Consider the following 17,729-nt stretch of genomic DNA (forward strand, 5'->3'; position numbering starts at 1 on the left):
GGTGCAGCAACTGATCCCCTCGCTCGAAAAAATTGCCGAGGGCGCCTTGCCGACCGTGGCGCCATGGCTGCTCAATGTGAACATTCCCAACCTCCCGGATGAGCAGCTCCAGGGCTACAAGGTTTGCCGCCTGGGTCGGCGTCATGCGGCTGAACGCGTGATTACGCAGACCAGCCCGCGCGGCGAGACCATGTACTGGATCGGCGGCGCGGGACCGGCCAAGGAAGAGGGCGAGGGCACAGACTTTTTTGCCACCAAACAGGGCTTTGTTGCCATCACACCGCTACAGGTGGATTTGACCGACCATGCGCGCCTGCCTTACTGGGCGCAGACTGCGGCCAAACTCACCCAGGACAGCGCGGCTGCGCCCGTCGCTGCATGAAGCCGCCATTGAAACCTCCGGCCAAGGCGCCCGCCGCTTCTGCTGCACCGGCAGGCGCCGCAGCCAGACGACCAGGTTTCCCGGTACGCCTTGAGCCTGATGCCGGCACTCCATCTGCTACAAAAAAAGGAGCTGGTCGCGCCCATCCTGAAAGGGCTACAGGCATTTTTAATGCCAAACTTCCAGCCAAACCGGCGTTGCCCAGCGGTGTCGGGCTGGACTCCCGGGCGGTGCGTTTTCGCATGGTTCAAAAGCTCGCTGCCCAGGGCATTTCCGATGCCCAGGTGCTGGCCGCCATGGGGCAGGTGGAGCGGCATCGTTTCGTCGATACCGCGCTGGCCAACCAGGCCTATGAAGACACCAGCCTTCCCATCGGTCTGGGCCAGACGATTTCCAAACCCAACGTCGTGGCGCGCATGCTCGAACTGCTGCGCCAGGGCGCAGGCTCCCCCGCCGGCAAGCTGGGCCGCGTGCTGGAAATCGGCACCGGTTGCGGCTACCAGGCCGCGGTGCTGGGCCAGCTGGCCAGCGAGGTCTACAGCATCGAGCGTTTGCGCGGCCTGCACGACAAGGCCCGGGAGAACCTGCGGGCCTTCAGGCTGGCCAATGTGCACCTGCTGTTTGGTGACGGCATGGCCGGGTACGCCAAAGGCGCGCCCTATGCGGCCATCATTGCGGCGGCAGGCGGGGAGGCGATACCCCCCGCCTGGGTCGAGCAACTCGCCATTGGCGGCCGCCTGGTGGCGCCCATACACACGGCTGGCGGCGCCCAGGCGCTGGTGGTGCTGGACAAGACCGCGCAGGGCGTGACCCAGACCGTTCTGGAAGCGGTGCACTTTGTGCCTCTAAAATCGGGGACAAGCTAGGCCGGGCGCAGATAAAGCCCACGCTGGCGGTCCTGAACCAAAAACGGCGCCGCGCGTCACACCTGTCACACACAGCATTTGGAAAACGTGAATACATCAATGAATCAACAAGCAGGGCTCTCCATGGCAGCGTTTTCGTCCACGGCCCTTGAAGCGCCCCGCGCCGGCAAGGGCGCCGCTCGCCTGGGTCTGATCTGCCTGTTCGCCGCCGCCGTGCTGCTGGTGTCGGCCTGCAGCACACGCGGTCCCAACCGCGCGCCGGTCGAGGACCGCGGCACCGGCATGAGCCGCCCGGGGATGGTGGCTGTCGATCCGGCGGGCGTCAAGCAGCTGCCCGGATTTGAGAACGCTGGCAAGCCCGGCTATTACACGGTCAAGCCCGGCGACACGCTGATTCGCATCGGGCTGGACACCGGCCAGAACTGGCGCGACATCGGGCGCTGGAGCAACCTTGAAAACCCCAACCTCATCGAAGTCGGCCAGGTGTTGCGCGTGCAGCCGCCGGTCGAGAACGTCGGTGTGGTGACACGGCCTGTGACGTCCGGCGCGGCCACGCCGGCCCCGGTCACGCCCGCGCAAGCCGCCAGCGCGCCCGCCAAGCCCGCTTCGACGTCCCCGGCACAGTCAGCAGGCAACGACGAGGACGTGGCCTGGATCTGGCCGGCGCAGGGCCAGGTGCTTGCTGGTTTTGACGAAGCCAAGAACAAGGGCATGGACATTGCCGGCAAGGCCGGCGATGCGGTCATGGCCTCGGCCGACGGCCGCGTGGTGTATGCCGGCGCGGGTCTGCGCGGCTACGGCAACCTGATCATTCTCAAGCACAACAACACCTTTCTGAGCGCGTATGCGCACAACCAGACCCTGCTGGTCAAGGAAGACCAGTCGGTGCGCAAGGGCCAGAAAATTGCCGAGATGGGCAACAGCGACGCCGACCGCGTAAAGCTGCATTTTGAGATCCGCCGCCAAGGCAAGCCGGTGGACCCGGCGAAGTACCTGCCTGCAAAATAAGCTGGCGCATCCCGCGCTGCATCGATCAGGTCGGCAAGGGGTCCTGCCCGCCGGGGAAGTCGTCATAACCCGTGCCGGTGAACGTCAGCAGCAAGTCCATCGGGCTGACGGTGCCCGGGAGTTCAACAAAGCCGCCTTGGGTGTAGCGCGCGATGGTGCGATTCATGTCACTCGCGTCGATGCCAATGCGCAGTTCCCTCAAGCCGCTCCGTGTCATGGTGGAGGAGCGGGCCATGACAGCGCGGCCTGAGACAATGCGGGATGGCCCGAAGAAAACAGAACAAACCGCACAACCCCGCCCTTGCCGCGTCGCAGGCAGACTATCCCCCCGATATATTGACGGTCGAATCGCTCGACATCGAAGCCCAGGGCATCGCCCACCGCGAAGACGGCAAGGTGGTGTTCATCGATGGCGCCTTGCCTTTCGAAGAGGTCAGCGTCAGCGTGTACCGCAAGAAACCTGCATTTGAAAAAGCCACACTGATGGCGGTGCTTCGCGAGTCGTCGCAGCGTGTGCGTCCGCAATGCCCACATTTCGGCCTGCACATCGGCGCCTGCGGCGGCTGCAAGATGCAGCACCTGCATGTCGCAGCGCAAGTCGCGGTCAAGCAGCGCGTGCTCGAAGACAACCTCTGGCACCTGGGCAGGCTCAAGGCCGACAACGTGATGCGTCCCATTGAAGGGCCGGCCTGGAACTACCGCTACCGTGCGCGGCTGTCGGTGCGTTTTGTGCGCAAGAAGGGCGAGGTACTGGTTGGTTTTCACGAGCGTAAGAGCGGCTACGTGGCCGACATACGCGAGTGTCATGTGTTGCCCCGATATGTGAGCGATTTGCTGCTGCCGCTGCGTGCGCTGATCGGCGCCATGGACGCGAAAGAAACCCTGCCGCAGATCGAGCTGGCCTGCGGCGATGACATCACCGCCCTGGTGCTGCGCCACATGGAGCCGCTGTCCGAAGGCGATGTGGCCAGGCTGCGCGCTTTTGCGGCGGTGCATCCGGGTCTGCAGTGGTGGTTGCAGTCGGGCGGGCCGGATACCGTCAAACTCCTCGATGAGACGACCGATCCCGCACAGCAACTGGGCTACGCGTTGCCGGTCTACGGCATCACCATGCCTTTCCGGCCCACCGATTTCACCCAGGTCAACCCGCACATCAACCAGGTGTTGGTGTCGCGCGCGTTGCGCCTGCTGGACGTGCAGGGCGCGGAACGCGTGATTGACTGGTTTTGCGGTTTGGGCAACTTCACCTTGCCGCTGGCCACCCAGGCGCGCGAGGTGCTGGGCATTGAGGGCAGCGAGGCCCTGGTTGCCCGTTCGCGCGAAAATTACGCGTCAAACAAGGCTCCGGCCCATGGAGGACGGGCGCTGGCAGCTACCAAATTTGTAGCACGCAACCTGTTCGAAATGACGCCAGGCATGCTGGTGGCGGACGGCGCTGCCGACAAATGGCTGGTTGACCCACCGCGGGAAGGCGCTTACGAACTCTTCAAGTCGCTCGCGGCGTTGCAGCAGCAACTGCGCACCGGCGTGCCCTGCGACGAGGGGGAGGGCCAGCAAAACCTGCAGATAGGCGGCTGGACGCCGCCGGCGCGTATTGTCTATGTGAGCTGTAACCCAGCCACGCTGGCGCGTGACGCGGGCGTATTGGTGAATGATGCGGGTTACCGCTGCAGCTCAGCCGGCGTCGTCAACATGTTCCCGCATACGGCGCATGTCGAATCGATTGCTGTTTTTGACCTGAACCTGGCCTGAAACCGAAAAAGAAAAAAGGAAAAGGCAAAGGGGGCCAAAGGCCCCCTTTTTTCGGTCTGGAGCGAAGCGGATCAGTCGCGTTCGCCGCCCATGATGCCCAGCAGGGCCAGCAGGGCCTGGAACACGTTGAACAGGTCAAGGTACAGGCGCATGGTGGCGCTGATGTAGTTGGTTTCGCCGCCGTCAAGAATCTGCTTGAGGTCGTACAGCATGTAAGCGCTGAAAATGCCGATCACGGCCACCGAGATCGCCATCATGCCGGCGGTGGAGCCGACAAACACGTTAATGATGGCGCCAACCATCACCACCAGGGCGCCAACAAACAGCCATTTGCCCATGCCCGACAGGTCCCGTTTGATCACGCTGGCCAGCGAGGCCATCACAAAGAACACACCGGCCGTGCCGCCCATGGCGGTCATGATCAGTTCAGAGCCGTTGCGAAAGCCCAGAATCATGCCGATCATGCGCGAGAGCATCAGGCCCATGAAGAAGGTAAAGGCCAGCAGCACAGGCACGCCGGCCGCAGAATTTTTGGTTTTTTCGATGGCGTACAGGAAACCGAAGGCGCCACCCAGAAACACAATCAGGCCCAAGCCGCCGGTCAGCGAGGCGGTGATGCCCGTGGCCACACCGACCCAGGCGCCCAGCACGGTGGGCAACATGCTCAGGGCCAGCAGCCAGTAGGTGTTGCGCAAAACCCGGTTGCGCTGCTCGGCCGAGCCAACGTAGCTGCGGTCAAGGGTTTGGATATTTTCATTCATGGGGTCTTCTCTATTAAGGGCCAGCAAATGCAGGCAACTTCATTTTAGGGGTCTGGCCTGCATTTCAAGGCAATAACCCTGCGCACCCCTTACTTTTTGTCAGGGTTCTACAAGTTTGGGTAAAGGCAATCGCGGTCTGGAATGCCACAAAACTTGCGTATGCTTTGGGGTTTGGCTCAACAAACTTCTGGAAAAAGACATGAAATCAAAAACAGTGCTGGAATTCGCCGACGTTCAGGCGATAGCCGCAGCCGCTACCGCCGAGGCCGTCAAGAACAGCTGGGCGGTGACGATTGCCGTCGTTGACGACGGCGGCCACTTGCTGCACCTGCAGCGGCTCGATGGTGCCGCGCCCATCTCGGCCCACATTGCACCGGCCAAGGCCCACACAGCGGCGCTGGGCCGGCGCGAAAGCCGGATTTACGAAGAGATGATCAACGGCGGGCGCGTCTCTTTCCTGAGCGCGCCGGAGCTCAAGGGCCTGCTTGAAGGCGGCGTGCCCATCATGAAAGACGGCCAGTGCCTGGGTGCGGTCGGCGTCAGCGGCGTCAAGTCCAGCGAAGATGCGCAGGTCGCGCGCGCTGGCATGGCAGCCATCGGCTTGTAAGCATCGCGGGGCGACGTTGCTATTTAATAAATAGCTGATAACGCCCGCTGGGCAAAGGCTATAGCCCGATTTGACACAAAAAAGCCGACCCGAGGTCGGCTTTTTGCACATTGGCGTGGGTAAAAAAAGCCTGGCTACTGCAGGGGCCGGAAGGGCCATGGCTGGCTGGCAAAAAACGACCTGTGAGGCTTGGGTAAGCCTCGGATCGCCCCACGATGAAACTCGGTGCGGCGCGCCGCTTATTTGGTCAGGATCAGCTTGCCGAGCCGGGTGGCCTGCAGGCGGTAGGTCAGGCCGTTGTGCTTGATTTCGACGGCTTTCTCGCCGCGCAGGATTTCGGTGCTTTCCAGCACACTGCCGGACTCGGCGGCTCGCGGTGCAGACATGGCCAGCTCTGGCTGGCGGGCGGCGCGGGAAGGCAGGCTCAGGGTGGTGGAGTGGAGGGCGAGTGACATGGTATTTACCTGGTGAGTTGTCGTTATCGTAATGATAATGATTCGCAATTAGAAGTCAACAACAAAACCTGATTTTTTTGGCGGAATTTCTTTTGTTCGCGCCGGGAGGGGCAGGGGCGCAAGCGCGTCGGCGCATGGCGGGCATTTGCGTGCTGCCCGCGCCTGCAAAACGCCCGGGACCGTGAGGGGCCGGGCGCGACGCCAGCGCGAAGCGGTGAGGTTCAGGGCGTATCGGGCTCGGTGATGAAGCCGATTTTGCGCAGTCCGGACAACTGTGCCGCCGCCATGGCCTGGGCCACGCGTTCATAACGCACGGCCTTGTCGCCGCGGATGTGCAGCTCGGGCTGGGGGTTCTGCGAAGCTGCCGCCTGAAAGCGCGGCGCCAGGTCCTTGTCGGCAATCGGCGACTCGTTGATGTAGTAGCTGCCCTGGGCATCCACCGTCAGGCGCACGGTCTCTGGCTTGACGTTTTGCGACTCGTTGGTGGCGCGCGGCAGGTCAATGTTGACCGCGTGTTTCATCACCGGCGCGGTGATGATGAAGATGATCAGGAGCACCAGCATCACGTCCACCAGGGGCGTCATGTTGATCTCGTTCATCACCTCGTCGGTGTCATCCTGGGTTCCAAAAGCCATGGTGTTTCTCGCTTAGGGTGGGTGTCAGGGGATCAGGCTTTTTTCATCGGCACGACATTGGCCCGGCCGCTGGCGCTGTTGACGCGGGCACCAGTGACGAAATAGGCGTGCAGGTCGTGGGCGAAGCGGCTGAGTTTTTGCAGCACGCCCTTGTTGCCGCGCACCAGGGCGTTGTAGCCTAGCACGGCAGGAATCGCCACCGCCAGGCCCAGCGCCGTCATGATCAGCGCCTCGCCAATCGGGCCGGCCACCTTGTCGATGGTTGCCTGGCCGGCGGTGCCTATGGCCAGCAGCGCATGGTAAATGCCCCAGACGGTGCCGAACAGGCCGACGAAGGGCGCGGTGGAACCCACGGACGCCAGGATGGCCAGGCCCGACTGCAGGCGCGAGGTGAACTCGTCCATGCTGTTGCGCAGGCTGCGCGTGACCCAGTCGCTCACATCGAGTGCGTCATGCAGGTGCGCCTTGGTGTTGCGGTGGTGCGCGGTGGCCTCGCGGCCTTCAATGGCGAGCTGGCGAAACGGGTTGGACGGGTCGCTGCCGAGCCTGGTCAGGCCAGCGGCGAAGTCTTCGCTGTGCCAGAAGTCCTCGGCGGTGCTGGCCACCTTTTTGTATTTCAGCAGGTCCAGCGTTTTGATGATGATGACGATCCAGGACGCCAGCGACATGCCTAGCAGCATTACGGCGACCGCTTTGGTGACAAAGTCGCCCTGCGTCCAGACGCTCATCAAGCCAAATTGTGAATTCATGACTTCTCACTCCAGAACAAAATTAATCGGGGCTTTGAGCAGGAACTCGGTGTTTTCACCGGTGCCTGCACGGCGGAAAGGCGTGACCTGCGAACCCATCACCGCGTCGTACGCCGCGCGGTCCAGGCGCTCAAAGCCGCTGGACTTGAGGACATTGGCGCGCAGGGCACGGCCAGCGGCGTTGTAATACACAGCGATGATGACCACGCCGGACTCGCCATTGCGCTTGCTGAGCGAAGGGTAGACCGGCCTGGGCGCCTTGATGTAGTCGGTTTCGCCTTGCGTGATCTCTACCAGTCGCGGCGCTGCCGGCGGAGCAGGCGGCGCGGGTGCGGGCGCCACCGGTGCGGCGATGGGCGGTGCCGGGGGCAGCGGCTCGACCGCGCCGGTGGGCGCGTTCGGTGCTGGCATTGGATCGCGGATAGCGACCGGCATGGGTGGCGGCTGCATCTTTGGCCGTGTGGGCGCGGGCTGGCTCGGCGGTGGGGGCGGCGGGGGCGGTGGCGCAGGGGCCACTTTGGGCGGCTCGATCTCGATGATGCGCGTCAGGATCTCCGCCGGCACCACGATCTTGGCTGCACGGCGCAGCAGGCCGTTTTGCAAGGCCCAGAGCACGACCACATGAACCACCACCACGCTGGTGGCGATGACGATGTTGCGGTTCAGGAACAGGCGCACGGGCGTTGTTGGAGGTTCAAGGGCGGGGGAGCCCGAAATGACGGAGGCGTTCATGGGAAGTCTAGTGGATGCGGACGGCTGAGCGCACCGGGTGCCGGTGCGGCGGGCGCATCAGCGGCGAAAAATCCACCAGAGCGGGCTGACAGCCAGGATCAGGCTGCCGGCGAGAGTTGCAAAAACGGTGAGGGAGGATTCCATGCGTTGCCTTCCAGGGGATGGGCGGCGAGCTTGATGTTGGCGGTCGGGCAAATGGCACTGCATTGCGCGACAACGTCACGCGCGCAGCCTTCGCACTGGCCGCACTGGGTGGCGACACCCAGTTCAAACTGGATCTCGTCAAAACCCATACCAGCACGGGCGTGGCGGGCAATTTCGCGGTCGGAGATTCGGCGGCAAACACAAACGATCATGGATTGGCTGGCTGGTTGGTAAATTAGGTGACGTTATTATAAATGCGAATCTGTCGCATTTGCAATCACCTAAAGTCCGAAAGGTCACTTTTTTCTCAAAAATTGTTTGCCGGGCATCGGCGTGTAGGCCAGCGCGAGGTCGTGGATCGCGACCAGCGCGCCGATCCGGCTGCGCCTGCACGGGCAACGCTGCGACGGCGGCCGTGACAGCGAGCACTTTTCTCATTTGCGCGGTGCCTTCTTTGCACGTGCGTTCGCCGCTGGCGCCTTAGCCACGCAGCCCGCTAGCCCTTGCAGCAGGATGTTTTTGGGCAACTCCTTGCCGATGAATACCATCTTGGTGAAACGCGTTTCGCCCGGCTTCCACAATGGCCCCATGTCGGCGCCCATCAGCATGTGCACGCCCTGGAACACCACGCGGCGCTCGTTGCCAGCGATGTTCAGCACGCCCTTGTAGCGCATCATCTGCGTGCCGTAGAGCTTGACCATCACGCCCAGCATGTCTTCCAGCCGATCCAGATCCAGCGGCCGGTCCTCGCGAAAGACGAAGGACGTCACGTCGTCGTCGTGTTCGTGGCTCACGTCGTTCAGGAACTCAGGCTCGATCTCCAGGATGGCATTGAGGTTAAATCCGCGAATGTCCAGCAGGTCGTCCACCTGGGCCACGCCGTTGCGCGACTCGCCGATCTTGGCGCGCGGGTTCATGCGCACCAGGCGCTGGCGCAGCGCCTCCACGTCGGCTGGATCGACCAGGTCTGTCTTTGTCAGCAGCACCCGGTCGGCGAAACCGACCTGTTCCTGCGCCTCATGATGTTCGTCCAGTTGCTGCGGCGCATGTTTGGCATCGACCAGAGTGACAATGGCGTCCAACAAATAGTTTTGCATGACCTTGTCATCGACAAAAAAAGTTTGCGCTACGGGCGCCGGGTCGGCCAGGCCCGTGGTCTCTATCACGATGTGATCGAAGCTGAGTTTGCCTTCCTTCTTCTTGTCCGCCAGCTCACCCAAAATACGCACCAGGTCGCCACGCACAGTGCAGCAGATGCAGCCGTTGTTCATCTCGACGATCTGCTCGTCACGGTCCTGCACCAGCAGCTCGTTGTCGATGCCTGCTTCACCGAATTCGTTTTCGATCACCGCGATGCGGTGGCCGTGGTCGGCTTTCAGAATGTGGTTGAGCAGCGTGGTCTTGCCGCTGCCCAGAAAGCCGGTGAGGATGGTGACGGGAATGAGGCTCATAGGGGCTCCGGTTAGTGCAAGAAATAGTAAGAATCAGGGTGGGCGGTCAGTGTGAATGCGGCAAAAGCTCGCCGATCAGCAGCACCGTGCCCAGGCCCAGCGTGAGTAACAAGCCCTGGCTCAGCCAGTCGGCCGGCTGGCGTTTGCGGTGCAACTCCGGCACCAGGTCGGCCACAGCGATGTAGATAAAGCTGGCGGCCGACACCGACAACACGTAGGGGATCGCTGTCTCGGCTTGGTGCAGGGCGATATAGCCCAACACGCCGCCGGCCACCATCGCCAGGCCAGAAAGCGCGTTCAGCAGCAAGGCCCGGCGTTTTTCCACGCCAGCACTGAGCAGCACCATGAAGTCTGACATTTCCTGCGGAATCTCGTGCGCCAGCACCGCCAGTGCTGTGGTCCACCCCAACACGGGGTCAGTGAGGAAGGCTGCAGCGATCAACACACCATCGACGAAGTTGTGCAAACCGTCGCCGACAACAATCATGGCTACGCGTGGCGAGTGGCTGGGCAAGCCCTGGGCATGGCGGTGGTCATGGCGCCAAAGTGCCACTTTTTCCAGCATGAAAAAGGCCAGCAAGCCCCCGAGCAGCACCAGGCCGACCTCACGCGGGTCGAAGCCCAGGTGCATGGCCTCAGGCAACAGGTCGGTAAACGCAAAAGTTAGCAAAAGCCCGACTGCGAAAGCCACCATTCGGTCAGCAAAACGCGGAAGCCAGGTCAGGGCAACCGTCGCTGCCAGCAAAACGGAGAACAAGCCAGCGGCCAGGGTTGCAACAAGAATGTAGAACAGGGTCATAGAGAAAAAAAATTGGTGCGGCAGGCAATTGATGCATGAAATTGCAACTTAGTTGCGAAAACACTTGGAGTTTAATGCAACTTAGTTGCGCTAAAAGCCTTCCGGCATTTTTACTTCACCCCATGGGCCATCGTCCCAATACCGAATCAAGATCGATGCAGTGTTGACGTTGCAGCACGAGGCCGCGCATCAGTGTGAGAGTCCGTCGCGCTCTGTGACAGAGCCTTTGATGAGAATTTTAAGAGCCAAATCAGCATGCAGGCCTTACGCAGTCTGCGCGAGCAGCTATAAAAATAGTAGCACCAGAGCGCCCGGGTGGGTGGGCCGTTCCAGGCGTGTCGCGCCGCACCTGCTGAGCTGTTTGGTACCAGCAGATGTACACCGACACCGCCAACACCATCCAGATCAACGGCTACACCACCGCAGAAGCTTGGATCAGTTACCGGCTCAAACCCGCGCTGCTGACCTTTCGTGTCCGCAACCTGACGGACAAGCTGTATGCCAGCTACACGGGGCGCTCGACCAGTCAGGTGCTGCTGGCGCCGGGGCGCACGTTTGAGGTGGCGGCAAAGTTCGACTTTTGACCTTTCGGTCAGGCGGCGTTACTGGTGGTCACGCGCGCATTGCGCCTGTCCTGCCAGTGCGCCACGACCAGCCAGACGGTGGGCACGATGACCAGCGCCAGCGAGATGGCCTGAGCGATCATGCCTTCGGCCAGGTTTTCCGTGGCGGCGTGCCACCAGGCGTTGTCGATGCCGGGGACCAGCGCCGACTCGGTGAACTCATGCAGCGCGTAAATGACGAGCTGCAGCGCGAACGCAATCATGAACCAGGCGGTGACGCTGAAAAAGCGTCCCAGGTCCACAGCCTTGCCGTAGCGCACCCAGGCCCCCGCGATGGCGATGGCCAGTGCCAGCCCGATGACGCCGCCCCAGACCATGTAGCCCAGCTCGGCGCTGGAGGCCAGCGAGGCCAGCATGGTGGCGGTTTCCATACCTTCCCGGCCGACCATGAACAACGTGAAAGCAAAAACGGCCAGCCAGGCTCTGGAGCCGTCCAGCACGCTGGCCTGGTCCAGGCGGGCGCTGATTTCGCGGCCCATGGTCTTGCCGGCGTTGCGCATGTGCATGACGCACCAGGCCACCGCCGCTGCTGCCAGCAGCGCCATCACGCCTTCTGCCGTGGGCGACAGGGCGCCGATGCGTGACAGGACGTAGCCCAGGGCCAGCGACAACACCGCCGCCACCGCAACGCCGCTGCGAATCGCCGACAGCAGGTGCACGCGGCCGGTCCTGCGCAGGTAGAGCGTGGCAATGGCCACCACCAGCAAGGCTTCCAGGCCCTCGCGAAAAGCGATCAGAAGGGTTTGAAACATGGTTTATCTCTCGAATGGTGAAAAAGAAGCAGAAGCAGAAGCAGAGCGTGAAAAAGCTTTTTCGGCGGCCCGCGCCAGTGGCCGCAGCCAATGCGCCCGCCAGGTCAGCGTGAAAGCCACCGCCATGGCGCAGGCTGGCAGCAACATCGCCCACAGCAGGCTGCCAAAGCTGCCGCCCTGTGAGGCCATGCAGCACGGCAAGCCCAAGGTAATTGCTACTAAACCGATAGCACGTTGCGCCCGACTGGCAAGGGCGCGTGATCGATTTGATGCAGCAACACGCTCCGCATGCCGCTGCTGGCTCAGGGCCAACCATGCAAAGCCCAGGAACATGAGGACGCAGGCCGACAAGAGGAGTAACACTTCACGCATGGCTGGCCTTGTTGCCGGGTTGCGCGGGTGCAGGGAACTGCGGGTCTTGGGCAATGCCGGTTTGAAAAGTTCGGGCCTTGCGTGTCAGGTGCCGGGCCGACAGGGCCGCGACGCCGGCACCGACCAAAAGCAGCAAGTCCATGCCCGCCACCGCCCACAAGCCATGGCCCAAGGTGTGGCCCAGATGCTGGCCGGTGGTGATCCAGTTCAATACGACGGCTGTGACAGCCAGCGCCGCCACGGCCCAGGTTTGTTCGTGCCAGGCGCGGCGCCCGCGCAGCGCGGCGTGCGCCAGAGCGGCCAGCCAGAACAAATAAAACGCCCAAACCTCCAGCTCGGAGCGGTCATAGCCCGCCAGCGCGGCGTCCAGTGGCAGTAGACGGTTGACGCTAAAAAAAACCAGAGTGGCGGCGATGATGCCGGGCACGCTGAACACCGTGAGCGCCTCCACCATGCGCACCCCGGGCAGGCCCTTTTTGGCATGGCTGGTGCGCCGCGCCTCCAGCCAGAACAAAAAGCCGGTGCCAATCATCACGCAGCCCGCCAGGCCCGCAGCAAAGTACAGCCAGCGCAAGGTCCAGTGGCGGAACTGGATGAAGTGCAGGCCGGAGATGAAGCGCTGCACCCCCATCACTGGCGCGGCGGTGTGCCAGCTCAAGACGGCACCGGTGGTGGCGTCGAAGCTCAAGGTATCGACATTCATGGTCACCGCGTTTTCGTAGCTGCGGCGCATCTCGACATAGCTGTTCGCGTCGCCGGGGTGCCACACGCGCACGAAGAAGGGCTCTCCGCCGTTCCATTCGCGCCGCGCGGTGCTCGCCATGGCGTCCAGCGAGGCCGACGCGGTGGCGGCGGGCGCACCTGCCTTGGCGCGTTTATAGCTTCCGTAAGCCTCGGCGAAAAAGGCATCCTCGGGCTTGGCTTCCCGCGCATAGGGGCCGTGCATGGCGCTGGGCCAATAGATGTTCATGAAGATCACCAGGCCCGACAGCGCGATCATGAAATGAAAGGGCAGGGCCAGCACGCCTGTGAGGTTGTGCAAATCCAGGCTGGCGCGCTGCAGCTGCTTTTTCGGCCGGAACAAAAAGAAGTCTATGAAGATCTTGCGGTGGATCACCACGCCGCTGACCACCAGTACCATCATCGCCATGCCGGCCAGGCCCGCCAGCCAATAGCCCACGTTCTTCCACTTGATGTGCAGGCCAAAGTGGAAGGGAAAAATGAAGCCAGTGCCGGCCAGCGTGTCGGTATGCTCCAGCAGCGCGCCGGTTTGCGGGTGCAGGTAGCGGCGCTCGAATGCCTTGGTGGATTCACTGCGCCAGCGCAGCTCGACTGCCGGCACACGCTGGCTCGGCGGGCGCACAAACCACTGCGGCGAGCCCTGCACCAGGGGCTGGGCGGCGCGGGCGGCGGCGTCAAAGCTGAACCGCTGCTGCGCCACGGCGGCAGGCAGCCGGGTGGAGGGGGTCATCCAGCGGTCAATCTCGCGGTCAAACACGCTGAGCGTGCCCATCCAGAAAATCACAAAGAGCAGGCTGCCAATGACCACGCCGGCCCAGGTGTGCAGGCAGGCCATGGATTTGCGAAAGGTGGGTTCCATGGTGCAAATTTCCTTTACCGCATCAACCAAAGAACCAAGAGTGGCAGCACGGTGCCGCCCGCCAGCACCGCCCACAGCCGTGCCAGGCTGCGCATACTGAAACCCCAGAGCAGCACCAGCAGGTAGATCACAAAGCCCAGCATGGCCGCCAGCACCACCGCGTCGCTTCGCGCCATTCCGGCGGCCGGCAGCAGTGCGGCCAGTAGCGCCACCCAGGAGGCCGTCCATGCATAGCCGCCGATGACCGCAGCCGCGACACGCAAGGCCACGCGCGTCCGCGGGCTGGGCCAGCTCATTGGGCGAGCTCCGTTTTGGGGGCTCCTCGGCGATTTGCTATAAAAATAATAGCTGCTCGCGCCCGTCCCCAAAGGGCTGGAGGCCTATTTGTCTTGAAATTCCAGACCAAACAGCGCATCTGCCTTATCCCTTTCACTTGTTCGGCGTGGCGGGCGGTGGCGCGGGCAGCGCGGCGATGCCTGCTGGCTGCATGAGCGTCAGGCTGGTGACGTAGCTGGCGCGGTCGTATTTTTCCGGACCGCTGGCCGCAACCCGCTCGCCGGCAGTTTTGTCGCTGTGGCTCAACTTCAGTACATAGGTGCCGCGCCAGGGCATCTGCAGACGCAGCTTGCCGGTTTCGTCGCTGTGGTGCGTTTGTGACCAGCCGGAAGCGGTGACGACTTCCACCTTGGCTTTGGCCAAGGGCCGGCCTTTGTAGAAGGCTTGCACTTCCACGCCGTCTTTTCCTGCATTGCCAGTGGGCACCAGGTCCAGCGTCAGCTTGGGGTCTTGCTTGGCGAAATCTTTCACCAGTCGGGCTGCGGGGTGGTAGAGGCTACGCACGGTTTTACCTTCTTCCTTGTGCTCGCTGAGTGGGTAGCCCGGCTCTTCAGCCACGATGGACTCACCCTTGGCTGCACGCGCGTCGATGGCAAAGCCGCCAGCGGTTTTGCTGACGGGCAGCGCCTGCTCGCCTTTGGCCGTCAGCTTGATTGCCACCGGCTTCGGGAATTTGTCCAGCAGGCCAGGCGAAGCCTCGCGCAGGTTTCCGCCGAAATAGCCAAAGAAGAACGTCGCGTTGCCGGCTTTCTGGCCGGCCGCAGGCTGCTCGATCCAGACGTAATGCGCCTGGGCACTGCCGAGCAGCAACATGGCGCTGATGAAGGCGATGGATTTGAAAGAAGGCAGGTGTTGGCTTGGCATGGTGGACTCCTTAAAAAATTTCAGAACGTGTAGCGCAGGTTGGCCGCGAAGGCGCGGCGCGCCCCGTAGAAGCAGTCGCCGCGGTTCAGGCAGGTGGTGACATGCACCTTGTCGGTCAGGTTGTTGACGGTGAAGGTGGCTTTCCAGGGGCCCTGCTCGTAGCCGAACATGGCGTCCAGCAGGGTGAAAGCCGGTGTTTCGAGAACGTCGCGGCCGTCCCACGAACCGCCCACATAACGCACGCCTGCGCCTGCGGAAAACCCGCCCTGGCCGGCAAGCATGAACTTGTAGCGGCCCCACAGCGAGGCTTGCTCGCCGGGCACGCTGGATAGCCGTTTTCCCAGCTCGGCAGCGGTGTTGGACCGCGTGACTTTCGCATCGGCCCTGCTGTAGCCGGCCAACACGTCAAAGGCGCGCGAGAGGGCCACGTTGGCCTCCAGCTCGAAACCCATGATGCGTGCCTCGCCAACCTGGACCTGGTTGAGCGGGTTGCTCGGGTCGGGCGTGCGGCGGTTGGTCTCACGGATGTTGTAGACCGCAGCGGTATAGCTGGAGTTGCTGCCCGGGGGCTGGTATTTCAGGCCCAGCTCCTGCTGCTGGCTGGTTTGCGGTTTGTAGGCCCGGCCGAAGAAATCGATGCCGGCCACCGGCACGAAAGACTCCGAGTAACTGGCATACGGCGTCCAGCCTTCGGGGCTGGCATAGGCCAGACCGAGGCGGCCAGTGGTAGCGCTGCTGTCGAGCTTCGAAGCGGCGGCGGTGCCGGTTTCGGAGGTGGCCTTGTCGTGGCGCAGCCCGACCACCCCAATCCAGCGTTCCTTCCATTTGGCCTGGTGCTGTAAATACAGGCCCGACTGGGTTTGCACGGTAGGAATCACCGACACGGCGGCCAGCGGCGTGTAGTTGCCATACACCGGCGCATAGACGTTGATGGCCGGCGCGTTGGCGCTGGCCCGCCCGCCGCCCAGGGTCACGTCCTGCCAGTCCCAGCCAGCGAGCAAGGTGTTTTCCAGTTGACCGCTGCGCCATTTGGCCTGTAGCTGGGTGTCGACCGTCAGCACATCGGCTTCGTTTTGCTGGTTGAGGATGGTCCGGTTGATCGTCTGGCCGTCGGCATTGAGCACCGGTGCGGGGCCGAAGCGCGAATACAGCGACTTGTAGCTCACCTTGCTGTCGCTCTTGCGCAGGTTTTGCCGGAAGGTAAAGGTGTCGTTGAGCTGGTACGAGGCTTCGTAGCCGAACATGGTTTGCTCGGCCCGGTATTCGTCGAAGCCCGGTTCGCTCATGAAGACGTTTGTCGGAATCTGGCCGCGCGGGGCCGGCAACACCGTGCCTTGCCAGGGAAAGAAGCCGACCGACGAGCCGGACAAATCTTTTTGCGCGGTCGCATACAGCGTGACGCGGGTGCGTGCATCTGGCCGCCAGGTCAGCGCGGGCGCCAACAGGCTGCGGTCGTCGGGCACATGGTCCACCTGGCTGCTGCTGGCCCGGCCCAGGGCGATCAGGCGGTAGAGCAGGGTGCCGTCGGCATTGAGCGGGCCGGTCAGGTCCACCGCCACTTGCTTGCGGTTAAAGCTGCCGACCGACAGGTCGATCTGCTTTTGCGCGTCCGCCTGCGGGCGCTTGGACGCCATGTTGACCAGGCCGCCAAAGCCGCCCTGGCCGTACAGCACCGAAGCCGGGCCTCGCACCACTTCCACCCGCTCGAGCGTGTAGGGGTCGGGGCGGATGTTGTTGTAGAAGCCGAACAGCATGCGCAGGCCGTCCTGGTACTGCACAAAAGCCGTGCCGCGGATATTGGCCCAGTCGCCGCGGTTGTCAAAACCGTAGGTGTTGGCAAAGACGCCCGGGGTATAGCGCAGCGCGTCTTGCAGGTTGGCCGCGCCCTGGTCCTCGATCAGCTCGCGCGTGATCACGGAGATGGACTGCGGCGTTTCATTGAGCGGCGTGTCCGTCTTGGTGCTGCTGGTCGAGCGGCTGGCCCGGTAGCCGAAAACAGGGCTGGTCGCGGTTTCCCTGGCGGCGTCTTCCTTGATCGTGATCGCCGGCAGGGTTTGCGCGCCGGCCAGTTGCGACAGGCACAGTGCCAACGGCGCTAGCGTGAGGCTCGCTATCGATTTTATAGCTGTATGCGACCGTAAAATAAGGGCTGGAGGAGGTTTTTGTTTAGATAAAGGGGAGAAAGGAGGCATGGTGCACAAGCTCAGACAAAGTTGCTGGCTGGCTTCACACCTTCTGGGTGTCGGCTGGCGGGTGCGGCGATCTTACCTCAATAATGAGAACTATTCGCATCTGTAGAGCTAAAAAATGTCGTGTCCGCCCTGGCGCAAGAAGGGCGCAACAACCGTCGACATGAAAAAAGCGGGGTCACCCCCGCTTTTCCAGCTTGCCGCAAGTCGGCGGGTTCAGCTCAGCTCGCCCATCTGGCTTTGCAGGTAGTTCTGGATGCCGACCTTGGAGATCAGCTCGATCTGGGTTTCCAGGAAGTCGATGTGTTCTTCGGTGTCGTCCAGAATGCCCTGCAGCAGATCGCGTGACACGTAGTCACGCACACTTTCGCAGTGGGCCATGCCGTCCTTGATGGTGGCCTGGGCACTGGTTTCTGCTTTCAGGTCGCAGGCCAGCGCTTCAGGCACGTCCTTATCAATACTGTTCAAGTACGAAACCCGGATGGATTTTGGATTCAGAGGGTTTACTGAGGAAGCGCTGGTTGACGAAGGGACTTCCCCCTCCGTTTGGCTTCAGCATTCTGACCAACGGCGCAGAAGATTGTTGTACAGGCCCGTGAGCCTGACGAGTTGCGGCTCGTCGTCGCCGTACTTTTGCCTGAGAGCCATCAAA

The 17,729-nt window shown here is 62.6% G+C and carries 21 protein-coding genes and 2 pseudogenes; 6 read left to right on the top strand and 17 right to left on the bottom strand.

The features are described from left to right. From ACESMT_RS15005 to ACESMT_RS15015, 3 genes are all read left to right on the top strand, one after another. The coding region (locus tag ACESMT_RS15005; protein ID WP_372827397.1) for a 5'/3'-nucleotidase SurE at window positions 1–382 on the top strand (382 nt) is incomplete at its 5' end. Continuing rightward, window positions 379–1,248 (top strand): protein-L-isoaspartate(D-aspartate) O-methyltransferase, encoded by an 870-nt coding sequence (locus ACESMT_RS15010; protein WP_372827398.1) that lies wholly within the window; start codon window positions 379–381, stop codon window positions 1,246–1,248. The genes ACESMT_RS15005 and ACESMT_RS15010, both read left to right, overlap by 4 nt. 99 nt (window positions 1,249–1,347) lie before the next feature. Continuing rightward, window positions 1,348–2,256, top strand: coding sequence for a peptidoglycan DD-metalloendopeptidase family protein (locus tag ACESMT_RS15015; protein ID WP_372827399.1), 909 nt, complete (start codon window positions 1,348–1,350; stop codon window positions 2,254–2,256). A 25-nt stretch (window positions 2,257–2,281) separates the two neighbouring features. Here the strand turns inward: ACESMT_RS15015 and ACESMT_RS15020 are convergent, their stop codons facing one another. Further along, window positions 2,282–2,491 (bottom strand): hypothetical protein, encoded by a 210-nt coding sequence (locus tag ACESMT_RS15020; protein ID WP_372827400.1) that lies wholly within the window; start codon window positions 2,489–2,491, stop codon window positions 2,282–2,284. A 26-nt stretch (window positions 2,492–2,517) separates the two neighbouring features. On the opposite strand from ACESMT_RS15020, the gene rlmD reads away from it, so the two are divergent. After that, window positions 2,518–4,008, top strand: coding sequence for a 23S rRNA (uracil(1939)-C(5))-methyltransferase RlmD (gene rlmD, locus ACESMT_RS15025; protein WP_372827401.1), 1,491 nt, complete (start codon window positions 2,518–2,520; stop codon window positions 4,006–4,008). Between the two features lie 71 nt (window positions 4,009–4,079). Here rlmD and ACESMT_RS15030 read toward each other — a convergent pair whose 3' ends face one another. Continuing rightward, complete coding sequence (locus ACESMT_RS15030; protein ID WP_372827402.1) at window positions 4,080–4,769, bottom strand: Bax inhibitor-1/YccA family protein; 690 nt, start codon at window positions 4,767–4,769, stop codon at window positions 4,080–4,082. A 199-nt stretch (window positions 4,770–4,968) separates the two neighbouring features. Between ACESMT_RS15030 and ACESMT_RS15035 the strand changes: the two genes are divergently transcribed. Beyond that, the gene (locus ACESMT_RS15035) at window positions 4,969–5,376 is read left to right on the top strand and encodes a heme-binding protein (RefSeq protein ID WP_372827403.1); all 408 of its coding nucleotides are present in this window, start codon (window positions 4,969–4,971) and stop codon (window positions 5,374–5,376) included. A 239-nt stretch (window positions 5,377–5,615) separates the two neighbouring features. Here ACESMT_RS15035 and hemP read toward each other — a convergent pair whose 3' ends face one another. The 7 genes from hemP to ACESMT_RS15070 all read right to left on the bottom strand — a co-directional run bounded on the left by hemP (window position 5,616) and on the right by ACESMT_RS15070 (window position 10,341). Then, window positions 5,616–5,762, bottom strand: a complete 147-nt coding sequence (hemP, locus tag ACESMT_RS15040) for a hemin uptake protein HemP (RefSeq protein WP_372827417.1) — start codon at window positions 5,760–5,762, stop codon at window positions 5,616–5,618. Between the two features lie 290 nt (window positions 5,763–6,052). Further along, the gene (locus ACESMT_RS15045; RefSeq protein WP_372827404.1) at window positions 6,053–6,466 is read right to left on the bottom strand and encodes an ExbD/TolR family protein; all 414 of its coding nucleotides are present in this window, start codon (window positions 6,464–6,466) and stop codon (window positions 6,053–6,055) included. Between the two features lie 32 nt (window positions 6,467–6,498). Next, complete coding sequence (locus tag ACESMT_RS15050) at window positions 6,499–7,215, bottom strand: MotA/TolQ/ExbB proton channel family protein (RefSeq protein ID WP_372827405.1); 717 nt, start codon at window positions 7,213–7,215, stop codon at window positions 6,499–6,501. A 6-nt stretch (window positions 7,216–7,221) separates the two neighbouring features. Continuing rightward, window positions 7,222–7,947 (bottom strand): energy transducer TonB, encoded by a 726-nt coding sequence (locus ACESMT_RS15055; RefSeq protein WP_372827406.1) that lies wholly within the window; start codon window positions 7,945–7,947, stop codon window positions 7,222–7,224. Between the two features lie 98 nt (window positions 7,948–8,045). Next, a complete protein-coding gene (locus ACESMT_RS15060) occupies window positions 8,046–8,303 on the bottom strand; it encodes a bacterioferritin-associated ferredoxin (protein WP_372827407.1) in 258 nt (85 codons plus the stop codon). A gap of 222 nt (window positions 8,304–8,525) precedes the next feature. Then, window positions 8,526–9,542 (bottom strand): GTP-binding protein, encoded by a 1,017-nt coding sequence (locus tag ACESMT_RS15065; RefSeq protein WP_372827408.1) that lies wholly within the window; start codon window positions 9,540–9,542, stop codon window positions 8,526–8,528. Window positions 9,543–9,588: 46 nt separating this feature from the next. Then, complete coding sequence (locus tag ACESMT_RS15070) at window positions 9,589–10,341, bottom strand: ZIP family metal transporter (RefSeq protein ID WP_372827409.1); 753 nt, start codon at window positions 10,339–10,341, stop codon at window positions 9,589–9,591. A gap of 371 nt (window positions 10,342–10,712) precedes the next feature. Between ACESMT_RS15070 and ACESMT_RS15075 the strand changes: the two are divergent. Then, window positions 10,713–10,925, top strand: a pseudogene (locus ACESMT_RS15075) (hypothetical protein); the annotation flags it as partial. Window positions 10,926–10,933: 8 nt separating this feature from the next. Here ACESMT_RS15075 and ACESMT_RS15080 read toward each other — a convergent pair. The 8 genes and pseudogenes from ACESMT_RS15080 to ACESMT_RS15115 form a co-directional block, all read right to left on the bottom strand. Further along, complete coding sequence (locus ACESMT_RS15080; RefSeq protein WP_372827410.1) at window positions 10,934–11,716, bottom strand: FTR1 family protein; 783 nt, start codon at window positions 11,714–11,716, stop codon at window positions 10,934–10,936. A gap of 3 nt (window positions 11,717–11,719) precedes the next feature. Further along, complete coding sequence (locus ACESMT_RS15085; RefSeq protein ID WP_372827411.1) at window positions 11,720–12,088, bottom strand: DUF3325 domain-containing protein; 369 nt, start codon at window positions 12,086–12,088, stop codon at window positions 11,720–11,722. Next, window positions 12,081–13,688, bottom strand: a complete 1,608-nt coding sequence (locus ACESMT_RS15090; RefSeq protein WP_372827412.1) for a PepSY-associated TM helix domain-containing protein — start codon at window positions 13,686–13,688, stop codon at window positions 12,081–12,083. The genes ACESMT_RS15085 and ACESMT_RS15090 overlap by 8 nt, the downstream gene beginning before the upstream one ends. Window positions 13,689–13,702: 14 nt before the next feature. After that, the gene (locus ACESMT_RS15095) at window positions 13,703–13,984 is read right to left on the bottom strand and encodes an iron uptake protein (RefSeq protein WP_372827413.1); all 282 of its coding nucleotides are present in this window, start codon (window positions 13,982–13,984) and stop codon (window positions 13,703–13,705) included. Between the two features lie 133 nt (window positions 13,985–14,117). Continuing rightward, window positions 14,118–14,888 carry a DUF4198 domain-containing protein gene (locus ACESMT_RS15100; RefSeq protein ID WP_372827414.1) on the bottom strand — a complete coding sequence of 257 codons (771 nt, stop codon included), beginning with the start codon at window positions 14,886–14,888 and terminating at the stop codon, window positions 14,118–14,120. A gap of 20 nt (window positions 14,889–14,908) precedes the next feature. Next, entirely contained in the window at window positions 14,909–16,978 is a 2,070-nt protein-coding gene (locus ACESMT_RS15105) for a TonB-dependent siderophore receptor (protein WP_372827416.1), read from the bottom strand. A 315-nt stretch (window positions 16,979–17,293) separates the two neighbouring features. Next, window positions 17,294–17,536 (bottom strand): annotated as a pseudogene (locus ACESMT_RS15110) (bacterioferritin); the annotation flags it as partial. Window positions 17,537–17,629: 93 nt separating this feature from the next. Continuing rightward, the gene (locus ACESMT_RS15115) at window positions 17,630–17,725 is read right to left on the bottom strand and encodes a hypothetical protein (protein WP_372827418.1); all 96 of its coding nucleotides are present in this window, start codon (window positions 17,723–17,725) and stop codon (window positions 17,630–17,632) included. Window positions 17,726–17,729: the final 4 nt, after the last annotated feature.

The organism is Polaromonas sp. (genome assembly GCF_041689105.1).
In the GTDB taxonomy this organism is placed as follows: domain Bacteria; phylum Pseudomonadota; class Gammaproteobacteria; order Burkholderiales; family Burkholderiaceae_C; genus Polaromonas.

Bases quoted from the DNA above. Each gene is read 5' to 3' on its own strand.
- ACESMT_RS15115 (WP_372827418.1), bottom strand. From the start codon at position 17,725: ATGGCTCTCAGGCAAAAGTACGGCGACGACGAGCCGCAACTCGTCAGG.
- rlmD (WP_372827401.1), top strand. From the start codon at position 2,518: ATGGCCCGAAGAAAACAGAACAAACCGCACAACCCCGCCCTTGCCGCG.
- ACESMT_RS15090 (WP_372827412.1), bottom strand. From the start codon at position 13,688: ATGGAACCCACCTTTCGCAAATCCATGGCCTGCCTGCACACCTGGGCC.
- ACESMT_RS15045 (WP_372827404.1), bottom strand. From the start codon at position 6,466: ATGGCTTTTGGAACCCAGGATGACACCGACGAGGTGATGAACGAGATC.
- ACESMT_RS15030 (WP_372827402.1), bottom strand. From the start codon at position 4,769: ATGAATGAAAATATCCAAACCCTTGACCGCAGCTACGTTGGCTCGGCC.
- ACESMT_RS15050 (WP_372827405.1), bottom strand. From the start codon at position 7,215: ATGAATTCACAATTTGGCTTGATGAGCGTCTGGACGCAGGGCGACTTT.
- ACESMT_RS15065 (WP_372827408.1), bottom strand. From the start codon at position 9,542: ATGAGCCTCATTCCCGTCACCATCCTCACCGGCTTTCTGGGCAGCGGC.
- ACESMT_RS15070 (WP_372827409.1), bottom strand. From the start codon at position 10,341: ATGACCCTGTTCTACATTCTTGTTGCAACCCTGGCCGCTGGCTTGTTC.
- ACESMT_RS15095 (WP_372827413.1), bottom strand. From the start codon at position 13,984: ATGAGCTGGCCCAGCCCGCGGACGCGCGTGGCCTTGCGTGTCGCGGCT.
- ACESMT_RS15080 (WP_372827410.1), bottom strand. From the start codon at position 11,716: ATGTTTCAAACCCTTCTGATCGCTTTTCGCGAGGGCCTGGAAGCCTTG.
- ACESMT_RS15015 (WP_372827399.1), top strand. From the start codon at position 1,348: ATGAATCAACAAGCAGGGCTCTCCATGGCAGCGTTTTCGTCCACGGCC.
- ACESMT_RS15010 (WP_372827398.1), top strand. From the start codon at position 379: ATGAAGCCGCCATTGAAACCTCCGGCCAAGGCGCCCGCCGCTTCTGCT.
- ACESMT_RS15020 (WP_372827400.1), bottom strand. From the start codon at position 2,491: ATGGCCCGCTCCTCCACCATGACACGGAGCGGCTTGAGGGAACTGCGC.
- ACESMT_RS15060 (WP_372827407.1), bottom strand. From the start codon at position 8,303: ATGATCGTTTGTGTTTGCCGCCGAATCTCCGACCGCGAAATTGCCCGC.
- ACESMT_RS15085 (WP_372827411.1), bottom strand. From the start codon at position 12,088: ATGCGTGAAGTGTTACTCCTCTTGTCGGCCTGCGTCCTCATGTTCCTG.
- ACESMT_RS15035 (WP_372827403.1), top strand. From the start codon at position 4,969: ATGAAATCAAAAACAGTGCTGGAATTCGCCGACGTTCAGGCGATAGCC.
- ACESMT_RS15100 (WP_372827414.1), bottom strand. From the start codon at position 14,888: ATGCCAAGCCAACACCTGCCTTCTTTCAAATCCATCGCCTTCATCAGC.
- ACESMT_RS15055 (WP_372827406.1), bottom strand. From the start codon at position 7,947: ATGAACGCCTCCGTCATTTCGGGCTCCCCCGCCCTTGAACCTCCAACA.
- hemP (WP_372827417.1), bottom strand. From the start codon at position 5,762: ATGTCTGCACCGCGAGCCGCCGAGTCCGGCAGTGTGCTGGAAAGCACC.